Below are 20,328 nucleotides of genomic sequence, written 5' to 3' on the forward strand. Positions count from 1 at the left end.
GTACTTGCTGAGGCCCTCGTTGATCAGATCACATACGCGTAAAGCGGCAGTGTTGGTGGCGCTTGCCGGTATCGGCCTCGCCGTCGGCGCGCCTTTCGTTCTCAATTCGCACGCGGCGTTCGCCGGACTGCGTAACGTCTCTCTGTACGTATTCGCCGTACTTGCCGCGAGTGCTGCGATCAGCGCGATGGCAAAAGCGGGCAAGCTGCATCTGATGCAGACCGCGCTCGGTTTCCGGATCAGTTTCCTGCGCACGTTTGCCATCACGTTGGCTACCGATTTCGCGTTCCTGGCGTCTCCGTTGGGCGCGGCGGGCTACGGCGTCAACATCGGCCTGCTGCAGCGCGCCGGGGCATCCTGGTCGCTGGCGACGACGGTCGTCGGCGGGGATCAGGCGCTCGATCTCGCGTTCTTCACGAGCGCCGTACCGATTTCCCTGTTGTTTGCCTTCGGGCCGCTAACGCAAGTGATTCCGCGCGCTAGCGCGCCGCTCGTGTTCGGCGGGCTGGCCGGCGCCGCATGTCTGATCGGCGTTTGCTGGATGAATCGCCGGCGTGTGGCGGCGGCACTGGACGCCGCCGGCCGGCGCGTTCATTGGCTCAACGAGCGCCGCGCGAGATTGAGCCGTTTTTTCCACAGCGTTCGCCGGCAATGGCTGGAGCTGGTCGCCGTACCCAAGTGGCGGCTTGCAGCGTTGTGTCTGCTCACCACGCTGCAGTGGTTGCTGCGCTATGGCGCCCTCTGGTTTATCTTGCGCGAACTCGGTTACCGCTTGCCGTTGGGTTTCGTTCTGGCCGTGCAGGCCGTCGTGCTGCATGCCGCGTTGTGGACCGGCGTGCCCGCAGGCGGTGGCACCGGCGATATCGCTCTTGCTGCCGCATTCGCGAGTTGGGTGCCCCGCGCGGGCATCGCGACGGCATTGGTGTTGTGGCGTTTCGCGACGCTTTACAGCCCGCTGGCGCTGGGCGCGGCAGGTTTTGTTGCGCTTGCAACGAGGGGGCGCAATCCGCTATCGGCCGCTGACTGAAACCTCGAGGGCCGGGTTTCAATGGCACCGTACGGCTCACGGCGCTCGCCAGCTTCGGTAAGCGCTTCAGCGCGCACTGTCGGTATCCGGCACTTTGCGCATGCGTGCCGCAAAACTCGCGCGTGAGTCCTGCTCACTGCGTAAGCGAAGCATTTGAAAGGTCTGTGAAATCAGCGCGAGCGGATAGACCGCTTTCAGAAGGTCCGCGATCATGCGCCATTCCGCACGCATGCCCCTCCAGTAGCCGAGTTTCTCGGTTTTTCGGGCTTGCGTGACGTGTGGCCAGTGCGTCACTGCAATCGGCAGACGGCGCGCGATGATGCGGCGGTTCATGAACACTTCGACCCCAAAGCGCGGCAGGCCATGAACCTCCTGCAGGACTTCGCTGAGCAGCGTTTTTTTGACCACGCGCTCGCCGGAGACGAAATCGAGGCCGATGGCGCGGAATGCGAGCAGGCTGTTCTGACGCAGGCTCATGCTTACTTGCGCGCTGCCTTGCAGGACGGGCAGGGCGAGCGCGCTGATGCTCTCGGCGGTCAGTCCCTTCAGGTCGGCATCGAGCAGCATTAGCAGTTCGCCACGCGCGGCGGCGATTCCGGCTGCCATCGCGGCGCTTTTACCGCGATTCTCGGCGCACCGGATCAGCCGCGCCGACGCGAAACGCTCGACCACGTCCGCGGTGCCATCGGTCGAACCGTCATCCACCACGATGACTTCGCCGAGCAAAGGATGCGCGCAGGCCACGGCCAGCACCGTGCCGATGCGGGGCGCTTCGTTGTACGCGCAAATGACGCAGGAGATTCGTGGAGGCGGTCTGAGTGGGGCGCGAGCGGTCATGTAAAGGGCCGTAAAGATCAACAATGGTGCATTGCAGCACGATGCTTGTTTTTCAGCTATAGTCGGGACACGGCTTACGCCCAGAGAGGTACAAAATGTACGACGCCGAAATCGCCGCCACTCTCCTGAACCGCTGGGACAAACGTTCATCAACGACCGACTTCGACACCTACCTCGAGTTGTTGCGCGAAGGTAATCTCAGTTTCACCTACCAATCCGGTCACGTGCGTGACGCCGGCATTGAAGAGGGGAGCGCATTCAATATCGAATCCCTGGTTTTCGGTGACGGCTCGCGCACCTTGCGCGTCGAAGCACCTGACCAGACACCCCGCTGGACGCGCTGGGCCGCGGTCGAACCGCTGCTGCCCGTCACCAGCGAGGCCTGACAACTTCATCAGACGATCCGCGCTCCGGCGCGATACGTTGCGCGCGGCACCGGCAGCGTGTCGAGCATCGTGACGCGCACGAAGTCAGCGCGCAAACCCGCTTCAATCGCCCCGCGGTCATGCAGGCCTGCCGTACGAGCCGGCTCGGCGGAAACCGTCGCCATGGCGCGCGGCAGGGTCCAGCCAGCCTTGCTCACCAGATCGAACACGGCCGTCATCAAACTGGACGGCACGTAATCCGAGGACAGGATATCGAGCAAGCCTGCCTTCGCCAGTTCGAGGGCCGACACGTTGCCCGAATGCGAGCCGCCGCGCACGATATTCGGCGCCCCCATGATGGTCGAAATGCCGTGCTCGCGTGCCGCCTCGGCGGCGATGCGGGTCGTCGGGAATTCGGCCAGCACGATGCCTTCGGCCTTGGCCTGTTCGATGTGCTCGATCAGCGTGTCGTCATGGCTCGCCACCGGAATGCCGAGCCGGTTACAACGCGCAACGATCTCGTGGCGGTGTGCGTCGGCGTAACGTTCCTGTTCCACGGACAGTTCGGCCAGCGCGGTCGCCACGTGTTCGTCGCTCAGCTTGCCATTGCGCTCCTGGAAACGGCGCCATTGCTCGCGGTCGTGCCATTGACGTTGGCCGGGCGTGTGATCCATTACCGAGGCAAGCCGCAGCAGCGGATGCCCGCACAACGAATCGAATACCTCGACTACGTCGGCCGTGGCGATTTCGCAGCGCAGATGCAGAAAGTGTTCGGCGCGCAGCAGCTTGCGCTCCGAGAAGCGCGCGAGGGATTCGGCGCACTGGGTCTGCAGATCGCGGCCGCGCAGCCCTACGTTCGAGCGCGAACCGATTGCGAGGGCGTCGAACACCGTGGTGATGCCGGCCGCCGCCACTTGCGCGTCGTGAATCACGAAGGCGGCGTCGGTATTCCACTGCACGCCCGGACGCGGCGCCAGGTGCTTCTCGAGGTTGTCCGTGTGCAGTTCGATCAGACCCGGCAACAGATAGTCGCCTTCCCAATCTTCCGCTTCGCGCGCCGAGGTCGTGCCACGCTCGACGTCGCGAATCACGCCGTCTTCGATGCGTACGACACCGGTAAATACTTCGTCTCGCGTCACGATGCGAGCGTTCCTGATCAACATCTACTTGCTCCGTAGTCTGTCCTGAGTGTTGCACCGCTGTGTTTCGATTTGGTGCTCGACTCAATGTTTCAGCTCAGTGGTTCAGTTTAGTGCCGTTTCGTGTCAGTTAGTGATGCAACTGCGGACGCAACGGCGGCTGGAGTTCAAGGCGGCGTGTGGCCACCTTGTTGCGGGTATCTTCGTCGTGAAAGATGCCGACGATCGCCGCGCCGCGCTCGCGTGCTTCGACGATCAGATCGGCAACCACGTCGCGGTTCTCCGCGTCGAGCGAGGCCGTGGGTTCGTCGAGCAACAGCAGCGGATGCTCAGCGATCAAACCGCGGGCGATGTTCACGCGCTGCTGTTCGCCACCGGAGAAGGTGGCGGGCGCGAGCGACCACAACCGCTCGGGCACGTTCAATCTCGCCAGTAGGGCTGCCGCACGTGCACGGGCTTCGTCTTCGGCCACGCCGCGCGACAGCAGCGGTTCGGCGACGAGCGTCAGCGTCGGCACGCGCGGAATCACACGCAGAAACTGGCTGACGTAGCCGACCACGCCGCGGCGCAGGCGCAACACGTCATGCGGCTCGGCACCGGTGATCGACACCGGCGGGCCGTTATGCGCCGCCGCATCGCGAATCGCAATCGAGCCCGCGCTGGTCAGGTAGTTGCCGTACAGACAGCGCAGCAGCGTGCTCTTGCCCGCGCCCGAAGGTCCGATCAGCACGACGCACTCGCCGCGCTCGACATCGAGCGACACGCCCGCGAGCGCCTCGATCTGCACGCCGCCCTGGCCGTGCAGCGTAAAGGTCTTGCCGATGCCGACCGCGCGCAGCATCAGCGCGTTGTTCTCGATGAACGCGCGTTCGGTGGCGTGGAAGTCCTTGCTTGTTTCAATGGATCGCATTGTGAGCCTCAAACCGGCAGAACCGAGGAAACCAGCGTTTGCGTGTACGGATGCTGCGGATCGTCGAGCACCTGGTCCGTCAGGCCGGACTCGACAACTTCGCCGCCTTGCATGACCATCAAACGATGCGCGAGCAGCCGCGCCACGCCGATATCGTGCGTGACGATCAGCACCGACAGATGCAGCGTGGACGTCAACGTGCGCAGCAAATCGAGCAGACGCGCCTGCACCGAGACGTCGAGACCGGCGGTCGGCTCGTCCATGAAAACAAGGCGCGGACCGGTGACGAGATTGCGGGCGATCTGCAAACGCTGTTGCATGCCGCCGGAAAACGCCGCGGGAAATTCGTCGATGCGGGTGGCATCGAGTTCGACGCGTTCCATCCATTGTGTTGCGGTGTGGCGAATGTCGCCGTAGTGGCGAGCGCCGACGGCCATCAACGGCTCGCCGATATTCGCGCCGGCGGAGACGCCGCTGCGCAGGCCGTCGCGCGGATTCTGCTGCACGAAGCCCCACTCGGTGCGCATCAACAGGCGCCGGCGCGGTTCGGACAGGGCGAGCAGATCGAGCTTTTCGCCATGCGCGGCCGTGTAGTGGAGCGAGCCGCTATCGGTTTCGGTTTTCAGCGCGAGCGCATTGAGCAGCGTGGTCTTGCCCGAGCCGGATTCGCCGACGATGCACAGCACTTCGCCCGGATACAGATCGAAGCTGACGTTCCTGCAGCCGTTGCGGCCGCCAAATTGTTTGGTGAGCGAGCGGGCGCTCAACAGCGGCGTCATGCGGTTTCTCCTTTGCGCGCTTCGTATGCCGGCAGCTCGAGGTCCTGATCGCCGCGGCGTTCGTGGCAGTAGTCGCTATCCGAGCAGACGAACATGCGCTTGCCGGCGTCGTCGACGATCATTTCGTCGAGGAAGCTTTCCGTCGATCCGCACAGCGCGCACGCGTGCTGCCACTTCTGCACTTCGAACGGATGGTCGTCGAAGTCGAGACTGCGCACGGGGGTGTATGGCGGAATCGCGTGAATGCGCCGTTCGCGGCCGGCGCCGAACAATTGCAGCGCGGGGTTCATATGCATCTTCGGGTTGTCGAACTTCGGAATCGGCGACGGCGAACTCAGATATCGGTTGTTGACGATCACCGGGTAGTCGTACGTGGTGGCGATACTGCCGTGATGGACGATGTCCTCGTACAGCTTCACGCTGATCAAGCCGTAATCAGCCAGTGCGTGCAGCTTCTTGCATTCCGTGGCGCGCGGTTCCAGCCTGTATAGCGGTTCAGGCATCGGCACCTGATAGACGAGAATCTGCTTGTCGGTGAGCGGCGCTTCCGGAATCCGGTGACGTGTCTGGATGATCGTCGCTTCCGTCGTGCGGCGTGTGGTTGCCACGCCGGTGGTGCGCGCGAAGAAGCGGCGGATGTTGACCGCGTTAGTGGTTTCGTCGGAACCCTGATCGATGACCTTCAGCGTATCGTTGCTGCCGATGATCGCCGCGGTCACCTGAATGCCGCCCGTGCCCCAGCCGTACGGCAGGGGCATTTCCCGCGAGCCGAACGGCACCTGATAGCCCGGCACCGCGACGGCCTTGAGCAACGCGCGGCGCAGCATGCGCTTGGTCTGTTCGTCGAGGTAGGCGAAGTTGTAGCCGTCCGCGGCGCTGTCGTACGACGCGGTGGTGTGAGATGTGGCCGGCGCGTTCATGCCGCTTGCTCCTGCTGATCGTGATCCTTGCGCAGATCCTGGCCGTCTGCGCTGTGTTGCGCCCGCAGTCGCCGCACGAGTTCGAGTTCGGACTGGAAGTCGACGTAGTGAGGCAACTTCAGATGCTGAACGAAGCCGGACGCTTCGACGTTGTCGCTATGCGAAAGCATGAATTCGATGTCCTGCGTCGGCGAGGCGAGCGTTTCGCCGAGTTCCTCGGCGCGCAACGCGCGATCCACGAGTGCCATGGCCATCGCTTTGCGTTCCGAGTGTCCGAATGCGAGACCATAGCCTTGCGTGAAAGTAGGCGGCACCTCGCTGCTGCCGGCGAACTGGTTGATCATCTGGCATTCGGTGACATCGATATCGCCGATTTCAACGGCTTCGCCCAATTCGTCGAGCTCCATTTCGACGGCGATCGTGCCGAAGCGGATCTCGCCGGCAAACGGATGCGTGTGCGCGTAGCCCCGCTGGGTGGCGTAGCCCATGGCGAGCAGGAAGCCTTCGTCGCCGCGCGCGAGATTCTGCAAACGCGTGGCGCGGCTCGCGGGAAACGCGAGCGGTTCGCGCGAGAGGTCACCCGGTTCCGGCGCGTCCGGCGTGGGGCGTTCCTGTTCGATCAGGCCTTCCTTGTCGAGCAGCGTGACCACGCGCGGCATGGCTTCAACTGCGGACTGGGCGGCTTGAATGGAAGCTGGGGTCGTGGCCAAATCGTTTCCGGCATCGCCTTCGGCAAGCAGCGCAAAATCCAGCAGACGTTGCGTGTAATCGTAAGTCGCGCCGAGCATTTGCCCGCCGGGCACGTCCTTGAACGTTGCCGAAATACGGCGCTCAACCTGCATGGCTTCCGTGTCGATCGCCTGCGTATAACCGAACCGCGGCAACGTGGTGCGATACGCACGCAGCAGAAAGATCGCTTCAACCAGATCGCCCGCGGCCTGCTTGATCGCGAGTGCGGCGAGTTCTTCGTCGTAGACCGAACCTTCGGTCATCACTCGCGCGACGGCGAGGCGCAATTGCTCGCGAATCTGCGCGACGCTGAGCTCGGCCAGCCGCGTATCGCCGCGGCGCGACTTGTCGAGCAGACGCCACGATGCTTCGATCGCGCGTTCTCCACCCTTGACGGCAACGTACATCAGTTCACCTTCGCTTGAGTTGTGCGCGGCAGGCCGATCAGCGTGCTGTCGCAGACGAGATAACAATCGATGCCGCACGGAAAGAGCGGCGCGAGGGCGGCGCGTTCGCGCCAGAAGTGCTCGGGCAGACCGATCGGCGCGATCGTCGTGGTGTGCTGAATGCCGGGACCGCTGAGCACGATCGGTGCACCGCCTGTCAACGCTTCGACGCGGATCAGCAAGGTCACCGAGTGCTCAGGCGATTCCGCTTCGCCGAGTGCAAAGCTTTCCAGTGCCGGCATTGCGCTTGCGTCGTGGATATAGGCGAAGGCAGCAAGCCCTGGTTCGTCGACGAGCGGCGCGCCGGTATGAAAGCGCAGTGCCGAGCCCAGTGCCGAATCGGGTTGTGCGAGCCAGACGGGCGTGGCGTAGTCGCACAGGGTCAGCAGCGCGGCGAAAGCGGCGAGCGCGGCGCGCGTGGCCCGCACCTCCGGCAAACCTTTTTCGACGACGCCCACCGTGCCCGGACGCGACAGTGCGTCGAGCAGCGTGCGGAATACGGCCTGGGTGTCGTGGACCGGGTCCGCGAAGCCGGGCGTCAAGGTAGACAATGCTATCTGCGAGTTTTCCATCAATCGCCTCTGACCATCGTGAAGAATTCGACGCGCGTGGCTGCGGCGTCCTGTTGGCGTTCGGCGCGTTGCGCGGCTTGCTGTTCGGCAAACGGCGCGATCAGTTGCTGGTGCAAGGCGCTGTAATGTTCGGGCATCTGCAGCAACGCATCGGCAAGCGCGGCCAGTTCGGCGCGGCGGCGGTCACGGCCCAGATGGCACGCTACGCCGACGGCTGCGGCTGCATCACCCGTGCCGCGCAAACGCAACGTGGCGCGCGTGACGGTGGCTTCGCCGAGATTGAACGGGTCGCCGCTGCCACCGACGCGGCCGCGCACCATCGCGAGGCCGATTTCGGGTGGCCGCAGCCAGTCGTAAGCAGGAGGTGGAGCGCCTTGCAGCGCGCGTTGCAGCGCAGCTTCGAGATCGGCGCGCGGGGTGCGGGCCAGCACGGCCATCCATGCGCGCCGCGTGGCGGAGGAAGGCGAGGCGGAAGTGGCACTCATCGAAATTCCTGTTGATCCAGCGAGTGGACATTTAAGCATCTATTCATCTAAACGTCTAGACGTTTAGGGGTATGCTCGCGGAGCGTTGTCGTGCATGGCCGCCGTTTCACATTTCCATCACGGCTTGCGCACTACAATGCATGGCATAGCGAATATTTGAACCCAAGGGAATGACAGCACCATGACATCGAACGACAACGCGACGCCGGGCACGCTGCTCGAACGCGGCGCGGGCGTTGCCGTCTGGCGGCAGATCGAACAGATTCTGGCAGCGGAAATTGCAGCGAGCGGCTTTGGCGAAGACGGCCGTTTGCCGAGCGAGGGCGAACTGGCCAAACGCTTCGACGTGAACCGGCATACCGTGCGCCGCGCCATGCTCGGTCTTGCCGCATTGGGCCTCGTCAGTGTCGAGCAGGGGCGTGGCACCTTCGTGCAGCCCGGCGCGATCGACTATTCGATTGGCCGGCGCACGCGGTTTACAGAAAACTTGCGGCAGCAGCACCATGCGGCGGCGGGCACGATGTTGTCGTCCGCACGCGTGAAGGCCGAGCCGAATGTGGCGAAGGCGCTCAGCTTGCGGGCGGGCGCCGCGGTCTACCGGATCGAGACCTTGCACGAATCGGATGGCGTGCCGCTCACGTTCGCGCGTAACTGGTACCCGGCTGGGCGTTTCCCAGACTTGCCGGAGGTGCTGGAGCGTACCGGCGGCGTGACCAAGGCCATGGCCGAATTGGGCGTAACCGATTACCTGCGCAAGTGGAGCCGTATCGGCAGCGTGTTGCCTGAGCCGGAAGTGGCGCGGCGTTTGAATATCAACCGGCAGCAGCCGGTGTTGTGGGTCGAAAACGTCGACGTCGATCTGGAAGGCACGCCGATTAAATACGGCTTCACGCATTTTGCGGCGGACCGTGTGCAGTTGCTGGTGGAGCATGAAGTATGAGCGCGGTGGTGGGGAACACCGGCGATCAGGTCGAATGGAGTGCCGGCGCACGGTTCGCGGTCTATTACGCGCCTTCGCGCGAGTCGGTATGGTGGAGCGCCGGTTCGGCGTGGCTGGGGCGTGACGCGGAAAGCGCCGAGCGCTGTGTATCGCCGCAACCGGAAGGCCTGGCGCGTGCGCTGGCGGAGCTAACCGAAGCACCACGTCGCTATGGCTGGCACGGCACGCTGGTCGCGCCGTTTCGTCTCGCTGACGGCGTGACTCAACAGCATGTGCTGGAAGCGACGCGTCAATGGGCGCATACGCAAAACCCATTCGCATTGCCGGTCGAAGCCGCAACGCTGGGCGATTTCGTCGCGCTGCGTCCCGCGGATCAGAACGGCGAAGCAAACATTGGTGCTGTTGCCGCAAGTGCATTGCGCTCGCTCGATGCACTGCGCGCCAGACCCTCCGCGGCCGATCTCGCGCGCCGTCTCGCCGCGCCGTTGAGTGAGCGGCAACGTGCGCTGCTGATCGAATGGGGTTATCCGTACGTCTTCGACGAATTCCGTTTTCACATGACGCTATCCAGTTCTCTCGCCGATGCCGATGAGCGCGCAACGCTGGTTGCATGGTGGCAGGCGCAAACGCCCGCGCTCGGGCCGCTCGCGGTCGATCACGCGGCGCTCTTTGTCGAACCCGCGCCTGGTGAGCCGCTCGTCTTGTGGCAGCGCGTGCCGTTTCAGACCCGCGAGGTGAAATAACAATGGCAGGTCGTTTGATTTATGTAATGGGGCCGTCCGGCGCGGGCAAGGATTCATTGCTGAGTTTTGCGCGCAGCCGCCTGATGGGCGAGCCGATTCTGTTTGCGCATCGCTACATCACGCGGCCGAGCGGCAACGGTGAAGAGCATGTTGCGTTGAGCGTCGAGGAATTCGCGGCGCGTTCAGTGCTCGGTCTGTTCGCGCTCGAATGGTCGAGCCATTCACTGCGGTATGGCATCGGTATCGAGATCGATGCATGGCTTGCACGCGGGTGCACGGTCGTCGTCAACGGGTCGCGCCAGCATTTGCAGCATACGTTGGCGCGTTATCCGCGCATGGAAGTCGTGCATGTGGACGCCGCGCCGCATATCCTCGAAGCACGGCTCGGCGCGCGGGCGCGTGAGTCGGCGGAACAGGTTGCGGCCAGGCTTGCGCGACGGGCACCGTTTTCATTGCCGGAAGGGCTTCGATGCACAACGATCGATAACTCCGGAGCACTGGAAGACGCGGGGCACGCGCTGATCGCTTTTTTGCAGGCGGAAGCGGATATTCCCCGCGTTTCCCATGCTCCCCACGTTCGCTAGGCTCGACTACCCGGCCGCCGCCATGCGCTTCCGGGTCGCTTCCTGCAAACACGATACCAACTGCAGCACCGCCGGCGTGGGCAGCAAATCGCGCCGCGAGATGATGCTCAAGAAACAGTATCTTGTTCGAAAAAGATGGCGTGGCTATAGTGCTCGTCTGTTTGCCGCGTCATGCGGCGTGAATTCCATGGAGCGATAGATGAGCGAAGCCGCGCGATTTACCGAAGTGTCCGACCTGGCGCCTGCAACCGAGAGCCTGCGCGAGATCCGCCATCACATCCATCACCATCCGGAATTGGCCTACGAGGAAGTGCAAACCGGCGCGCTGGTGGCGGAGAAGCTCGAACAATGGGGTTGGCAGGTTACGCGCGGAGTCGGTCAAACCGGCGTGGTGGGCACGCTGAAGGTGGGCAACGGCACGCGCAGCATCGGCATTCGCGCCGACATGGACGCGCTGCCGATCATCGAACAAACCGGTCTGCCGTATGCGAGCGGCACGCACGGCAAGATGCACGCCTGCGGTCACGACGGCCACACGACGATGCTGCTTGGCGCAGCGCAACATCTTGCCGCCACGCGCAATTTCTCGGGCACCGTGCATCTGTACTTCCAGCCGGCCGAAGAAAGCGGCATCGACAGCGGCGCGATGAAGATGATCAACGACGGCCTGTTCGAGCGCTTTCCGTGCGACGCCGTGTTCGGTTTGCACAATCATCCGGGTGCCGAACCGGGCGTGATGTTGTTCCGCAAGGGGCCGTTCATGTCGGCGGGCGACAAGGCGATCATCACGATCGAAGGCGTCGGCGGCCATGCGGCGCGTCCGCATCTGACGGTCGATCCGGTGGTCGTGGCGGCGAGTATCGTGATGGCGTTGCAGACGATCGTGGCGCGTAACGTGGACCCGTCGCAGCCGGCAGTGGTGACGGTCGGCTCGATGCATGCGGGCACCGCGAACAACGTGATTTCGAGCAGCGCGAAGCTGGAATTGAGCGTGCGCTCGTTCAGCCCCGAAGTGCGCACGCTGCTGAAGAAACGCATTACCGAACTCGCCGAAAGCCAGGCCGCGAGCTATGGCGGCAAAGCGGTGGTGGAATATATCGAAGGCTATCCGGTGGTGATCAATTCGGATGCCGAAACGGACTTCGCGGTGCAGGTGGCGCGTGAGTTGGTTGGCAACGACAAAGTGGTCGAGCAGACCGACATATTGATGGGCAGCGAAGATTTCGCTTTCATGCTGCAGAAACGACCCGGCACGTTCCTGCGGATCGGCAATGGGGCGGGCGAAGACGGCTGCATGGTGCACAACCCCCATTACGATTTCAACGACCGCAATCTGCCGGTCGGCGCGGCCTTCTGGACGCGGCTGGTGGAGCGGTACCTGGGGCAATGAAGCGCCCGGATTGCTAATGAGGCGCCGCGTCAGGCGCAATGGGCGCGCGTGCGAGAAGCGCGCGCCCTGATCGAAGCCACCGGCGCGCAATCAACCGCGCCGCGCCACCATCTCCGAGACCGTCTGCGCAGCCTGCTGCAGCGGCTCCAGAAACGCCTTCACCATCTGCTTGGCCGAATTGCGCTGAGCATTGCCGCTGATGTTCATCGCCGCGATCACGCGCCCCTGGCGGTTGCGAATCGGCGCGGACAGCGAAATCAACCCGCCTTCCAGTTCCTGGTCGACGATCGCCCACCCCTGGCGGCGCACCTGCGCGATCAGCTTTTTCAGCTCCTCCTTGTCGGTCACCGTGCGCGGCGTATGCGCATAGAGCGGCGTCGAACTCAGGGTCGCTTCGAGCGCTTCGTCGTCGAGCGCGGACAGCAGCACGCGGCCCATCGACGTGCAATACGCCGGCAAGCGGCTGCCGATCGACAGGTTGATGGTCATAATCTTGTGCGTCGGCACGCGCAGCACGTAGACGATCTCGGTTCGGTCGAGCACGGCCGCCGAGCAACTCTCGTGAACCTGCGACGACAGATTTTCCATCACCGGTTCGGCGAGATTCCAGAACGGCATCGAAGTCAGATACGCGAAGCCCAGATCGAGAATCTTCGGCGTGAGGCGGAACAGGCGGCCGTCGGCCTCCACGTAGCCGAGCGTCTGCAGGGTCAGCAGAATGCGGCGTGCGCCGGCGCGTGTCAGGCCGGTGGCCGCGGCGACGTCAGTGAGCGTCTGTTCGGGGCGGGCGGCATTGAACGCGCGAATCACCGAGAGGCCTCGCGCGAACGACTGCACATACGAGTCGCCCGGTTTGTCCGCGGCCGGTTCGGCGCTGGCAGGAACGGCAGAAGGCGGTGGCAGGGCTTTGCTCATGGACCTTGAAAGATGCGTTCGAAGAAGGGCGCGTAGCGTTCGCGCGTTTCAGCCGGCGCGATGCGGTGCAAAGGCGTGACGATAGCGTAAGCCTTTTGTTTCGCCAACATTGCCCGCTTTTGCGCCTAGGTCGATACGAGTGAAATCTGCTTTGCACCTAGTGGCTAAGTCGTTGATTATAAATAATTCGTTGACTCGGGAGGCGGACTAAACGTTAGCCTGCCTCCTGCGCGGCAGCGTCCCGATGATGATCGGCAGCGAGGAACATATACATTGCAGGCACGACGAACAAAGTAAAAAGGGTGCCGATCGATAGCCCCGTGAAGATCACGAGCCCCATCGCGTTACGGCCCGCAGCGCCTGCGCCCGAGGCAAACACGAGCGGCACGACGCCGAGCACCATCGCCGCGGTGGTCATCAGAATCGGGCGCAGCCGCACGGCCGCCGCTTCCTCCAGGGCTTCGCGCTTCGACTTGCCGGCGTGTTGCAGCTCGTTGGCGAACTGGACGATCAGGATGCCGTGTTTACTGACGAGCCCCATCAGCGTGACGAGCCCGACCTGCGTGTAGATGTTCAGCGTCGTCAAGCCGATGTTGATGAAGATGAGCGCACCGAACAGCGCCATCGGCACCGAAACCAGAATCACGATCGGGTCACGGAAACTTTCGAACTGCGCCGCAAGCGCAAGGAACACGATGATCGTGGCGAGCAGCAGCGTGATGACGAAGCCGCCCGATTCCTGTACGAACTGCCGCGACTGGCCCGAATAATCTGCCGCATAGCCTGCCGGTGCGACCTGGGTGGTCGCCTTGCGCAGAAAATCGAGCACCTCGCCCTGCGACACGCCCGGCACGATCACGCCCGAGATCGTCGCCGAGTTGAGTTGCTGGAAGTGGTTGATCGATTCCGGCACCACGTTGTGTTCGAGGTGCGCAATCGTCGAAGCCGGCATGACGCTGCCGTCCGGCGTGCGCAGGTAGTAGTCGAGCACCTGAGAAGGATTCAGACGATCGGTCTGCAGGACCTGCGGAATCACCTTGTACGAGCGCCCGGCGATCGAGAAGTAGTTGACATAGCCGCCCCCGAGCGCCGACCCGAGCGCTTGCCCGACGTCGCTCTGCGAGAGCCCGAGGGAGGCGACCTTGTCGCGATCGACCACGAGCGTGGCTTCCGGCTTGTCGAGCTTGAGATCGCTGTCGACGAAGAAAAACATCCCGCTCTCGCGGGCTTTTTGCAGGACTGCCTGCGAAACTTCGTTGAGGTTCTCGAACGGCTCGGTCGTGCTGATGACGAACTGCACCGGCAAGCCCTGCGAGCCCGGCAGCGGAGGAAACTGGAACGCCGCGACGCGCGCACCTGAAATCTGATTCCATTTCTGCTGCAGTTCCTGCTGCAAGGCGGTCGCGCCCTTGCTGCGCTGGTCCCATGTCTTGAACAGCACACCACCGATCCCCTGGTTGAGTGTCGGCGCACCCGTGAGCTGGAACATCTGCGCGTATTCAGGCAGCGCCTTGGAGATATCGAACACCTGGTCCGCGTACATCTGCATCTGCTGGATGGTTGCGTTCGGCGGCCCCTGGATCTGCGACAGGACGATCCCCTGATCCTCCTGCGGCGCAAGCTCCGCCTTCGAGGTCATGAACAGGTAGACCGTGCCGCAGAGCAGCAGCGCGCCCATGATGGTGAACACGGGCCACGTGTCGAGCGTCGAGTGCAACAGGCGGCCATAGCCACGATGGACACGTTCGAACTGGCGGTCGACGAAACGCGCGAAGCGCCCGGACTCCTGGTCCGCACGGAAGAAGCGCGAGCACATCATCGGCGACAACGTCAGCGCGATCACCCCGGAGACCGTCACCGCGCCGGCGAGCGAGAAGGCGAATTCGGTGAAGAGGGCGCCCGTCAGGCCGCCCTGAAAACCGATCGGCACATACACGGCGATCAGCACGACAGTCATCGCGAGAATTGGTCCGCCGAGTTCGCGCGCGGCGATCAGCGCGGCATCGAAAGGCGCCTTGCCTTCCTCCTTCATATGGCGATCGACGTTTTCGACGACGATGATCGCGTCGTCCACGACGAGCCCGATCGCGAGCACGAGCGCGAGCAGTGTCAGCAGATTGATCGAATAGCCGAGCAACTGCATCACGAAGAACGTGCCGATGAGCGACAGAGGCATCGCGATCAGCGGCACGATGACCGCGCGGAAGCTGCCGAGGAACAGGAAAATCACCGCGGTGACGATCAGCAGCGCCTCGACCAGCGTCTTGATCACCTCGACGATGGCCGTGTTGACGAAGTCGGTCGCGTCATAAACGATCTCGCCGGTCATGCCGGTCGGAAACTGCTTCTGCAGCCCGGGAAATACGGCCTTCACGCGTTTGGCGACATCGAGGATATTGGCGTCCGGCGCCACCTTGATGCCGATGAACACCGAACGCTTGCCGCTGAACGCGACGTTGAAGTCGTAGCTGTCGGCGCCGAGCACGACGTTCGCGACGTCTTCGAGGCGCACGATCGCGCCGTTCTTCTGCTTGATGACGAGTTGCTTGAAGTCGTCGACGGTATGCAGGTCCGTGCCCGCGTTCAGGTCGACGCTGACCATTTGTCCCTTAGTCGTGCCGAGCGTCGCGAGGTAATTGTTGTTGCCGAGCGCCGTGAAGACGTCGCTCGCCGTCACGCCGTGCGCGGCGAGCCGCGTCGAATCGAGCCACGCGCGTAACGCGAACTGCCGTCCGCCGAGAATTTCCGCCGTCTGCACGCCTTCAATCGAATCGAGCTTGGGCTTGATGACGCGCAGCAGATAATCCGTGACGTTGTTGCTCGGCAGCACGTCGCTGTAGAAGCCCATGTACATCGCGTCAGTGGTCTGCCCGGTCTGTACCGTCAGCACCGGCTGCTGCGCCTGCGGCGGCAACTGGTTGCGCACCGAGCCGATCTGCGTGTTGATCTCGGTCAGCGCGCGGTTCGCGTCATAGTTCAGGCGCAGTGTGGCGGTAATGGTCGACACGCCGGTGCTGCTCGTCGACGACATGTAGTCGATGCCTTGCGCCTGAGCGATTGCCGCCTCGAGCGGCTGCGTGATGAAACCGGCGATGGTGTCGGCGTTCGCCCCGTAGTAAGCCGTGCTGATCGTCACAACGGCGTTTTCGGTTTGCGGATACTGGCTGACTTTCAGGGTCGCCAGCGAGCGCAGTCCGAGCACGAGAATCAGCAGGCTGACGACCGATGCAAGCACGGGCCGCCGGATAAAGAGATCGGTGAATGTCATCGCGCGGTCTCTCTATTGTTCCTGCGGCGTCGGGTTCGGACTGTCCGAGGGCTGCACGCTGTTGTTGATGACGAGCGGCGTGCCGTTCTTGAGCTTGAGTTGCCCACTCGTCACGACCTGCGTGCCGGCGGCGACACCTTTGAGGATCGCGACCTGATCGCCGCGCGTCGGCCCTGGCGTGACGAACACCTGCTGCGCGACGGGCAGCTTCTTGCCTTGCGCATTGGCTTGTGTGCCCGGCTTGACGACGAACACGGTCGCGCCATAGGGGTTGTAGGTGATCGCGGTTTGCGGCAGCGTCAGGTAGCGCTGTCCGGCGCCCGCGTCGATTTTCACGTTCGCATACATGCCCGGCAGCAGCTTGCGCTCGTGATTGTCCACGCTCGCTTCGATCTGCACGTTGCGCGTGGTGCTGTCGACTTTCGGGCTGAGCGACTGGATCTTGCCCACGAATGTTTGACCGCTAAACGCGTTGGTGTCGACCACGATGGTCTGGCCGATCGCGAGCTGGCCGAGCTGCTGTTGCGGCAGGTAGAAATCGGCGTAGATCGGATCGATCGCTTGCAGCGTGACGATCGCATCGCCCGGATTGATGTATTGGCCCGGATTGATCGTGGTGATGCCGAGACGCCCCGCAAACGGTGCGCGGATGGTCTTCTTGTCGACGAGCGCGGCCTGTTGCGCGACTTGCGCCTTCTTGCCCTTCAGGTCGGCGGCGTCCGCGTCGAGCTGCGCCTTGGCGATGGCCTTGATGTCGTACTGCGCCTTGTCGCGCGTGTAGACCGTCTGTGCAAGTTCTGCTGCAGCCTGGAGCGACTGGAGCAGCGCCACGTCGCTGTCGGCATTGAGTCTGACGAGGACTTGCCCGGCCTTCGCTTCCTGCCCCGAGCTGAACGCCACCTCGCGCACGAGGCCCGCGACTTCGGTCGTAACGTCGACGCCGCGCACGGCGCGCAGGCTGCCGACCGCCGCCAGCTGCGGTTGCCACGACTGATAACCGGCGACGACCGCCGAAACGGTGGCGGGCGGCGCCGCGTTGCCCGCCATGAACTTGGCGAACATATACGAGCGGAACTGGTTGAAGCCGACGAGTGCGGCCAGCAGCAGGCCGACACAGATCAGCATGATCACCATCCGCTTCGTCATCGGTTTTCTTTCGGTCATCGTGATGTCCTTTGCACGGCATTGGGCGAAGCGCCGGACCTTGCATGCCTTCGTGTCTAACAGCGCGTGTTGCAAAGAGCGGTACGGCGAGCGTTCTGTCTGGCTATGTCAATGCGTCAGTTATTGCGACGGTCATTGCGTCGTCGCAGCGGCGGTCGGCGCGGCAGCGTTCCACCAGCCGCCACCGAGCGCCTGGAAGAGGGCCGCGGTGTCGGCGTAGCGGGAGGCCTGGGCCTGCGCGAGGCTCACCACCGTTTGCTGATACTGGCGTTGGGCATCGAGGAGCGCCAGGTAGCTCACGCCGCCGACGCGATACTGCCCGCGCGTCAGTTCGAGCGAATCGCTGGCGGAGCGCCAGGCGTCCGTCTGCGCTTTCAGGCCGGTCGCGTCGTGATCGAGCGCGCGCAGCGAGTCCGCGACGTTCTGGAACGCCAGCAGCACCGTTTCACGATATTGCGCATCGGCCTGTTCGTATGCCGCCTCGGCCGCGCGCTTCTGCGCGCTCAGTTGTCCGCCGTGGAAGACCGGTTGCAGCAGACCGGCGCCCAGGCTCCAGATCGTGCTGCCGGCCTTGAACACCTGGGCCGGCGTCAGGGCCTCGGCGCCGTAGCTCGCGGACAGCGTGATCTGCGGATACATCGCCGCGGTCGCCACGCCGACTTGCGCGCTGGCCTGATGCAGCACGGCGTCGGCAGCGAGGATGTCGGGCCGCTGCTGCACCAGTGCCGACGGCAGGCTTACAGGCAGCGCTTCGGGCAACGAAAACATCTCGAGTCTGAATTCTGGCAATGTAGCGTCGCTGGGCAATTTGCCGGCCAGCACGGCGAGCTGGTGACGGGTCTGGTCGAGCTGTTGTTGCAGCGGCGGCAGCGTGGCGCGAGTTTGCGCGAGGAGGGTTTGCTGCGCGAGCACCGCCGTGCGGCCCACGCCGCCCAGTTCGAACTGCTTGCCGAGTACGCCGAGTTGCTCGTCTTCTTCCGCGGCGATCCGCTCGGTTGCCTCGATCTGCGCGCGCAGCGACGCTTCCTTGACGGCCGCGGTCACGATGTTGGCGGACATCGCAAGATAGGCGGCTTGCAACTGGAAACGCTGGTAATCGATTTGTGCGTGCAGCGCTTCGAGCTCACGCCGCGAGCCGCCGAACACGTCGAGTTTGTACGACACGTTCACCGATGCGTTGTACAGATTGAACTCATCGACCACGCCGGGTTGGCCGAATGCGATGCCGTTCAGTTTTTCGCGCGTGGCGCCAAGCTGCGCGTCGACGCTAGGCAGAAGGGTGCCGCCGGCTTGCGCCGAGAAGTTTTCGCGTGCCTGCCGCAAGGCGGCCTGCGCCGCGGTGATGTTTGGACTGTTGACAAGGGCCTGACGGATCAGCGCGTCGAGCGGCTCGCAATGAAAGAGAGCCCACCAGGCGGCGGGAATGTCCTGTCCCGGCACAAAGCGCTGCGGCAAGCCGGCGGCTCCTGGAGAAGAGGCCGTCTGGTCGGGCAGTGGCGAGGCGGTGTAGGTGTCGGTAGCGGGTGCGGGGGGAGTACGGTAGTCGGGACCGACCATGCAGCCGGCGACTGCGGCGCAGCCGCATAGGGCGACGCACAGGCGCCGCTGCCGGACAATATGCTGGATAACGTCGATCATCGATCCACCTTATATCGCCTGCGTTTAACCTAAACGACGGAGCGGACGCGGATATTCAGGCAACTTGAACTTTCGATGTTTCTTTTCCCGACGCCGCAATTTATACCACGCGGGACATTTCTACGCGTAGCCTAGCATGGCCGATCGCTGCGCTTGCGCACGAGATCACGTAGTCAGGGCGCTTTACGGACTTTCGGGCTTGGGGATTAACGTCGCCGGGACATCCAGATGAAAGAGATCGCCGCATTTCCCTTCTTTAGCCGCCGCGACAGCGAAGCGGTCCCGTGGCAGCGATCGGCCGTCGCCCCTGGCGTTGAAGTCAAAAACCTCGGCACCGCGGACGGCCGCGCAATTCAGTTAGTGAAATTCGCTCCGGGCGTGACCTTTCCGGACCATTTCCATACTGGGCCGGAATTCATTTACATGCTCGAGGGTGAGGCTGTTCAGAACGGCGAGGTCCTGTCGGCAGGATGGGTCGGCATTGCCAGCGCGGGAACCATCGATCACGGCTTCAGGAGCGAAACGGGGTGCGTGTTTCTGTTTATCTATGACCATGGGCAGGTATTTGATTCTGTGCAGCCGCCAGTGAAGGAATAGGAACACCACCGCCGACTGATGTCCGATCGGCCGTTACGACGTGCGCGCCATAGGCGTCGCGCGACCGTGCCCAGAAAACTCAGGGTTTGCATCGATGCCGCCCGAGCCTCAAATTTGTATGATGACCCGACAACCTGATTCTTCGGGGCCCCCATGTTCGACAAGATTCCTGCCCGCGCGCTGAGCGATACCGTCGCGCAGCAGTTGCTCAAGCAGATCGACAAAGGCACCTTCGCGCGCGTCGGCAAGCTGCCGACCGAGGCGGTGCTGGCGCAGCAGTTCGGCGTAAGCCGCACGGTGATCCGCGAGGCGATTTCGCGGTTGAAAAACGAGGGCGTGGTCGAGCCGCGCCAGGGCAGCGGCGTGTTTATCGCCGCGCACGGCGCGATCCGGCCGCTGCGCATCGACTATGCGGAAGCGGTCGAAACCGGCTCGGTGCTGCAGATCCTCGCGCTGCGGCGGGCGATCGAGGCGGAAGTCGCCTCGGAAGCCGCCATGCGCCGCAGCGACGCGGACATGATGTCGATCGACGCCGCCCTCGCGAAGATCGACGAAGTGGTGGCCGAAGGCGAGAACGGCGTCGCCGAAGATGTCGCTTTCCATCGCGTAATCGCCGCGGCCACCGGCAATCCGTATTTCCTCAAGACACTCACCTTCCTGAATCAGTACCTCGAGGCCGGCACCTTGGTCACCCGTCGCAACGAAGCGCTGCGCGATGACTTCTCACGCCAGGTGCGCGAAGAGCATGCGGCCATCGTCGCGGCGATCCGGGCCGGCGATTCGATGGCGGCGCGCAATGCGGCGAGTACGCATATGAACAATGCGGCCCGGCGGCTCGCCGACGCGGGCATTTGTTGAGCTGAACCAAGCCGGCGCGGGT

At 63.6% G+C, this 20,328-nt stretch carries 20 protein-coding genes and 1 pseudogene; 8 read left to right on the forward strand and 13 right to left on the reverse strand.

All coding sequences use genetic code 11. The annotated features are described in order from the left end of the window. The first annotated feature begins 19 nt into the window (after positions 1 to 19). Positions 20 to 1,027 (forward strand): lysylphosphatidylglycerol synthase transmembrane domain-containing protein, encoded by a 1,008-nt coding sequence (locus M0D68_RS26885; protein WP_266225908.1) that lies wholly within the window; start codon positions 20 to 22, stop codon positions 1,025 to 1,027. Between the two features lie 66 nt (positions 1,028 to 1,093). Here M0D68_RS26885 and M0D68_RS26890 read toward each other — a convergent pair whose 3' ends face one another. Then, on the reverse strand, positions 1,094 to 1,864 hold the full coding sequence (locus M0D68_RS26890; RefSeq protein ID WP_200652615.1) for a glycosyltransferase: 771 nt from the start codon (positions 1,862 to 1,864) through the stop codon (positions 1,094 to 1,096). 95 nt (positions 1,865 to 1,959) lie between these two features. Between M0D68_RS26890 and M0D68_RS26895 the strand changes: the two genes are divergently transcribed. Next, the gene (locus tag M0D68_RS26895; RefSeq protein ID WP_093634783.1) at positions 1,960 to 2,250 is read left to right on the forward strand and encodes a hypothetical protein; all 291 of its coding nucleotides are present in this window, start codon (positions 1,960 to 1,962) and stop codon (positions 2,248 to 2,250) included. An 8-nt stretch (positions 2,251 to 2,258) separates the two neighbouring features. Here the strand turns inward: M0D68_RS26895 and M0D68_RS26900 are convergent, their stop codons facing one another. From M0D68_RS26900 to phnG, 7 genes are all read right to left on the reverse strand, one after another. Next, positions 2,259 to 3,392, reverse strand: a complete 1,134-nt coding sequence (locus tag M0D68_RS26900; protein ID WP_093634782.1) for an alpha-D-ribose 1-methylphosphonate 5-triphosphate diphosphatase — start codon at positions 3,390 to 3,392, stop codon at positions 2,259 to 2,261. 106 nt (positions 3,393 to 3,498) lie between these two features. Continuing rightward, positions 3,499 to 4,278 carry a phosphonate C-P lyase system protein PhnL gene (gene phnL / locus M0D68_RS26905; protein ID WP_266225910.1) on the reverse strand — a complete coding sequence of 260 codons (780 nt, stop codon included), beginning with the start codon at positions 4,276 to 4,278 and terminating at the stop codon, positions 3,499 to 3,501. 8 nt (positions 4,279 to 4,286) lie between these two features. Continuing rightward, complete coding sequence (phnK, locus tag M0D68_RS26910) at positions 4,287 to 5,057, reverse strand: phosphonate C-P lyase system protein PhnK (RefSeq protein WP_200621550.1); 771 nt, start codon at positions 5,055 to 5,057, stop codon at positions 4,287 to 4,289. After that, a complete protein-coding gene (locus M0D68_RS26915) occupies positions 5,054 to 5,977 on the reverse strand; it encodes an alpha-D-ribose 1-methylphosphonate 5-phosphate C-P-lyase PhnJ (protein ID WP_200621549.1) in 924 nt (307 codons plus the stop codon). Before M0D68_RS26915 ends, phnK begins: the two co-directional genes overlap by 4 nt. After that, positions 5,974 to 7,113, reverse strand: coding sequence for a carbon-phosphorus lyase complex subunit PhnI (locus M0D68_RS26920; RefSeq protein WP_200621548.1), 1,140 nt, complete (start codon positions 7,111 to 7,113; stop codon positions 5,974 to 5,976). Before M0D68_RS26920 ends, M0D68_RS26915 begins: the two co-directional genes overlap by 4 nt. Beyond that, the gene (phnH, locus tag M0D68_RS26925; RefSeq protein WP_256456745.1) at positions 7,113 to 7,724 is read right to left on the reverse strand and encodes a phosphonate C-P lyase system protein PhnH; all 612 of its coding nucleotides are present in this window, start codon (positions 7,722 to 7,724) and stop codon (positions 7,113 to 7,115) included. Before phnH ends, M0D68_RS26920 begins: the two co-directional genes overlap by 1 nt. Beyond that, complete coding sequence (gene phnG, locus M0D68_RS26930) at positions 7,724 to 8,209, reverse strand: phosphonate C-P lyase system protein PhnG (RefSeq protein ID WP_093634777.1); 486 nt, start codon at positions 8,207 to 8,209, stop codon at positions 7,724 to 7,726. Before phnG ends, phnH begins: the two co-directional genes overlap by 1 nt. A gap of 181 nt (positions 8,210 to 8,390) precedes the next feature. Here phnG and phnF point away from each other — a divergent pair, with 181 nt between their 5' ends. From phnF to phnN, 3 genes are read left to right on the forward strand one after another with little or no spacing between them, the layout of a single operon-like run. Beyond that, the gene (phnF, locus tag M0D68_RS26935; RefSeq protein ID WP_093634776.1) at positions 8,391 to 9,149 is read left to right on the forward strand and encodes a phosphonate metabolism transcriptional regulator PhnF; all 759 of its coding nucleotides are present in this window, start codon (positions 8,391 to 8,393) and stop codon (positions 9,147 to 9,149) included. Next, positions 9,146 to 9,892 carry a DUF1045 domain-containing protein gene (locus tag M0D68_RS26940; protein WP_266225914.1) on the forward strand — a complete coding sequence of 249 codons (747 nt, stop codon included), beginning with the start codon at positions 9,146 to 9,148 and terminating at the stop codon, positions 9,890 to 9,892. Before phnF ends, M0D68_RS26940 begins: the two co-directional genes overlap by 4 nt. A gap of 2 nt (positions 9,893 to 9,894) precedes the next feature. Further along, positions 9,895 to 10,476, forward strand: a complete 582-nt coding sequence (gene phnN / locus M0D68_RS26945) for a phosphonate metabolism protein/1,5-bisphosphokinase (PRPP-forming) PhnN (protein ID WP_211700421.1) — start codon at positions 9,895 to 9,897, stop codon at positions 10,474 to 10,476. Positions 10,477 to 10,482: 6 nt separating this feature from the next. Here phnN and M0D68_RS26950 read toward each other — a convergent pair. After that, positions 10,483 to 10,587, reverse strand: a pseudogene (locus M0D68_RS26950) (LysR family transcriptional regulator); the annotation flags it as partial. Positions 10,588 to 10,675: 88 nt separating this feature from the next. On the opposite strand from M0D68_RS26950, the gene M0D68_RS26955 reads away from it, so the two are divergent. Next, a complete protein-coding gene (locus tag M0D68_RS26955) occupies positions 10,676 to 11,866 on the forward strand; it encodes a M20 aminoacylase family protein (RefSeq protein ID WP_266225915.1) in 1,191 nt (396 codons plus the stop codon). Positions 11,867 to 11,956: 90 nt separating this feature from the next. On the opposite strand, the gene M0D68_RS26960 is transcribed toward M0D68_RS26955, so the two are convergent. The 4 genes from M0D68_RS26960 to M0D68_RS26975 all read right to left on the reverse strand — a co-directional run bounded on the left by M0D68_RS26960 (position 11,957) and on the right by M0D68_RS26975 (position 18,851). Further along, complete coding sequence (locus M0D68_RS26960) at positions 11,957 to 12,781, reverse strand: IclR family transcriptional regulator (RefSeq protein ID WP_093634772.1); 825 nt, start codon at positions 12,779 to 12,781, stop codon at positions 11,957 to 11,959. Between the two features lie 214 nt (positions 12,782 to 12,995). Then, entirely contained in the window at positions 12,996 to 16,049 is a 3,054-nt protein-coding gene (locus M0D68_RS26965) for an efflux RND transporter permease subunit (RefSeq protein WP_093634771.1), read from the reverse strand. A gap of 12 nt (positions 16,050 to 16,061) precedes the next feature. Beyond that, entirely contained in the window at positions 16,062 to 17,213 is a 1,152-nt protein-coding gene (locus M0D68_RS26970; RefSeq protein ID WP_200652624.1) for an efflux RND transporter periplasmic adaptor subunit, read from the reverse strand. A gap of 132 nt (positions 17,214 to 17,345) precedes the next feature. After that, positions 17,346 to 18,851: an efflux transporter outer membrane subunit gene (locus M0D68_RS26975; RefSeq protein ID WP_211700424.1), complete on the reverse strand. Its 1,506-nt coding sequence runs from the start codon at positions 18,849 to 18,851 to the stop codon at positions 17,346 to 17,348. A 228-nt stretch (positions 18,852 to 19,079) separates the two neighbouring features. Here M0D68_RS26975 and M0D68_RS26980 point away from each other — a divergent pair, with 228 nt between their 5' ends. Continuing rightward, positions 19,080 to 19,448 carry a cupin domain-containing protein gene (locus tag M0D68_RS26980; RefSeq protein WP_211700425.1) on the forward strand — a complete coding sequence of 123 codons (369 nt, stop codon included), beginning with the start codon at positions 19,080 to 19,082 and terminating at the stop codon, positions 19,446 to 19,448. A gap of 153 nt (positions 19,449 to 19,601) precedes the next feature. Beyond that, a complete protein-coding gene (locus M0D68_RS26985) occupies positions 19,602 to 20,306 on the forward strand; it encodes a FadR/GntR family transcriptional regulator (RefSeq protein ID WP_266225918.1) in 705 nt (234 codons plus the stop codon). Positions 20,307 to 20,328: the final 22 nt, after the last annotated feature.

The organism is Paraburkholderia sp. SEWSISQ10-3 4, assembly GCF_030464785.1.
Classification (GTDB): Bacteria; Pseudomonadota; Gammaproteobacteria; order Burkholderiales; family Burkholderiaceae; genus Paraburkholderia; species Paraburkholderia aspalathi.

Bases quoted from the DNA above. Each gene is read 5' to 3' on its own strand.
- M0D68_RS26890 (WP_200652615.1), bottom strand. From the start codon at position 1,864: ATGACCGCTCGCGCCCCACTCAGACCGCCTCCACGAATCTCCTGCGTC.
- M0D68_RS26895 (WP_093634783.1), top strand. From the start codon at position 1,960: ATGTACGACGCCGAAATCGCCGCCACTCTCCTGAACCGCTGGGACAAA.
- M0D68_RS26900 (WP_093634782.1), bottom strand. From the start codon at position 3,392: ATGTTGATCAGGAACGCTCGCATCGTGACGCGAGACGAAGTATTTACC.
- phnL (WP_266225910.1), bottom strand. From the start codon at position 4,278: ATGCGATCCATTGAAACAAGCAAGGACTTCCACGCCACCGAACGCGCG.
- phnK (WP_200621550.1), bottom strand. From the start codon at position 5,057: ATGACGCCGCTGTTGAGCGCCCGCTCGCTCACCAAACAATTTGGCGGC.
- M0D68_RS26915 (WP_200621549.1), bottom strand. From the start codon at position 5,977: ATGAACGCGCCGGCCACATCTCACACCACCGCGTCGTACGACAGCGCC.
- M0D68_RS26920 (WP_200621548.1), bottom strand. From the start codon at position 7,113: ATGTACGTTGCCGTCAAGGGTGGAGAACGCGCGATCGAAGCATCGTGG.
- phnH (WP_256456745.1), bottom strand. From the start codon at position 7,724: ATGGAAAACTCGCAGATAGCATTGTCTACCTTGACGCCCGGCTTCGCG.
- phnG (WP_093634777.1), bottom strand. From the start codon at position 8,209: ATGAGTGCCACTTCCGCCTCGCCTTCCTCCGCCACGCGGCGCGCATGG.
- phnF (WP_093634776.1), top strand. From the start codon at position 8,391: ATGACATCGAACGACAACGCGACGCCGGGCACGCTGCTCGAACGCGGC.
- M0D68_RS26940 (WP_266225914.1), top strand. From the start codon at position 9,146: ATGAGCGCGGTGGTGGGGAACACCGGCGATCAGGTCGAATGGAGTGCC.
- phnN (WP_211700421.1), top strand. From the start codon at position 9,895: ATGGCAGGTCGTTTGATTTATGTAATGGGGCCGTCCGGCGCGGGCAAG.
- M0D68_RS26955 (WP_266225915.1), top strand. From the start codon at position 10,676: ATGAGCGAAGCCGCGCGATTTACCGAAGTGTCCGACCTGGCGCCTGCA.
- M0D68_RS26960 (WP_093634772.1), bottom strand. From the start codon at position 12,781: ATGAGCAAAGCCCTGCCACCGCCTTCTGCCGTTCCTGCCAGCGCCGAA.
- M0D68_RS26965 (WP_093634771.1), bottom strand. From the start codon at position 16,049: ATGACATTCACCGATCTCTTTATCCGGCGGCCCGTGCTTGCATCGGTC.
- M0D68_RS26970 (WP_200652624.1), bottom strand. From the start codon at position 17,213: ATGACCGAAAGAAAACCGATGACGAAGCGGATGGTGATCATGCTGATC.
- M0D68_RS26975 (WP_211700424.1), bottom strand. From the start codon at position 18,851: ATGATCGACGTTATCCAGCATATTGTCCGGCAGCGGCGCCTGTGCGTC.
- M0D68_RS26980 (WP_211700425.1), top strand. From the start codon at position 19,080: ATGAAAGAGATCGCCGCATTTCCCTTCTTTAGCCGCCGCGACAGCGAA.
- M0D68_RS26985 (WP_266225918.1), top strand. From the start codon at position 19,602: ATGTTCGACAAGATTCCTGCCCGCGCGCTGAGCGATACCGTCGCGCAG.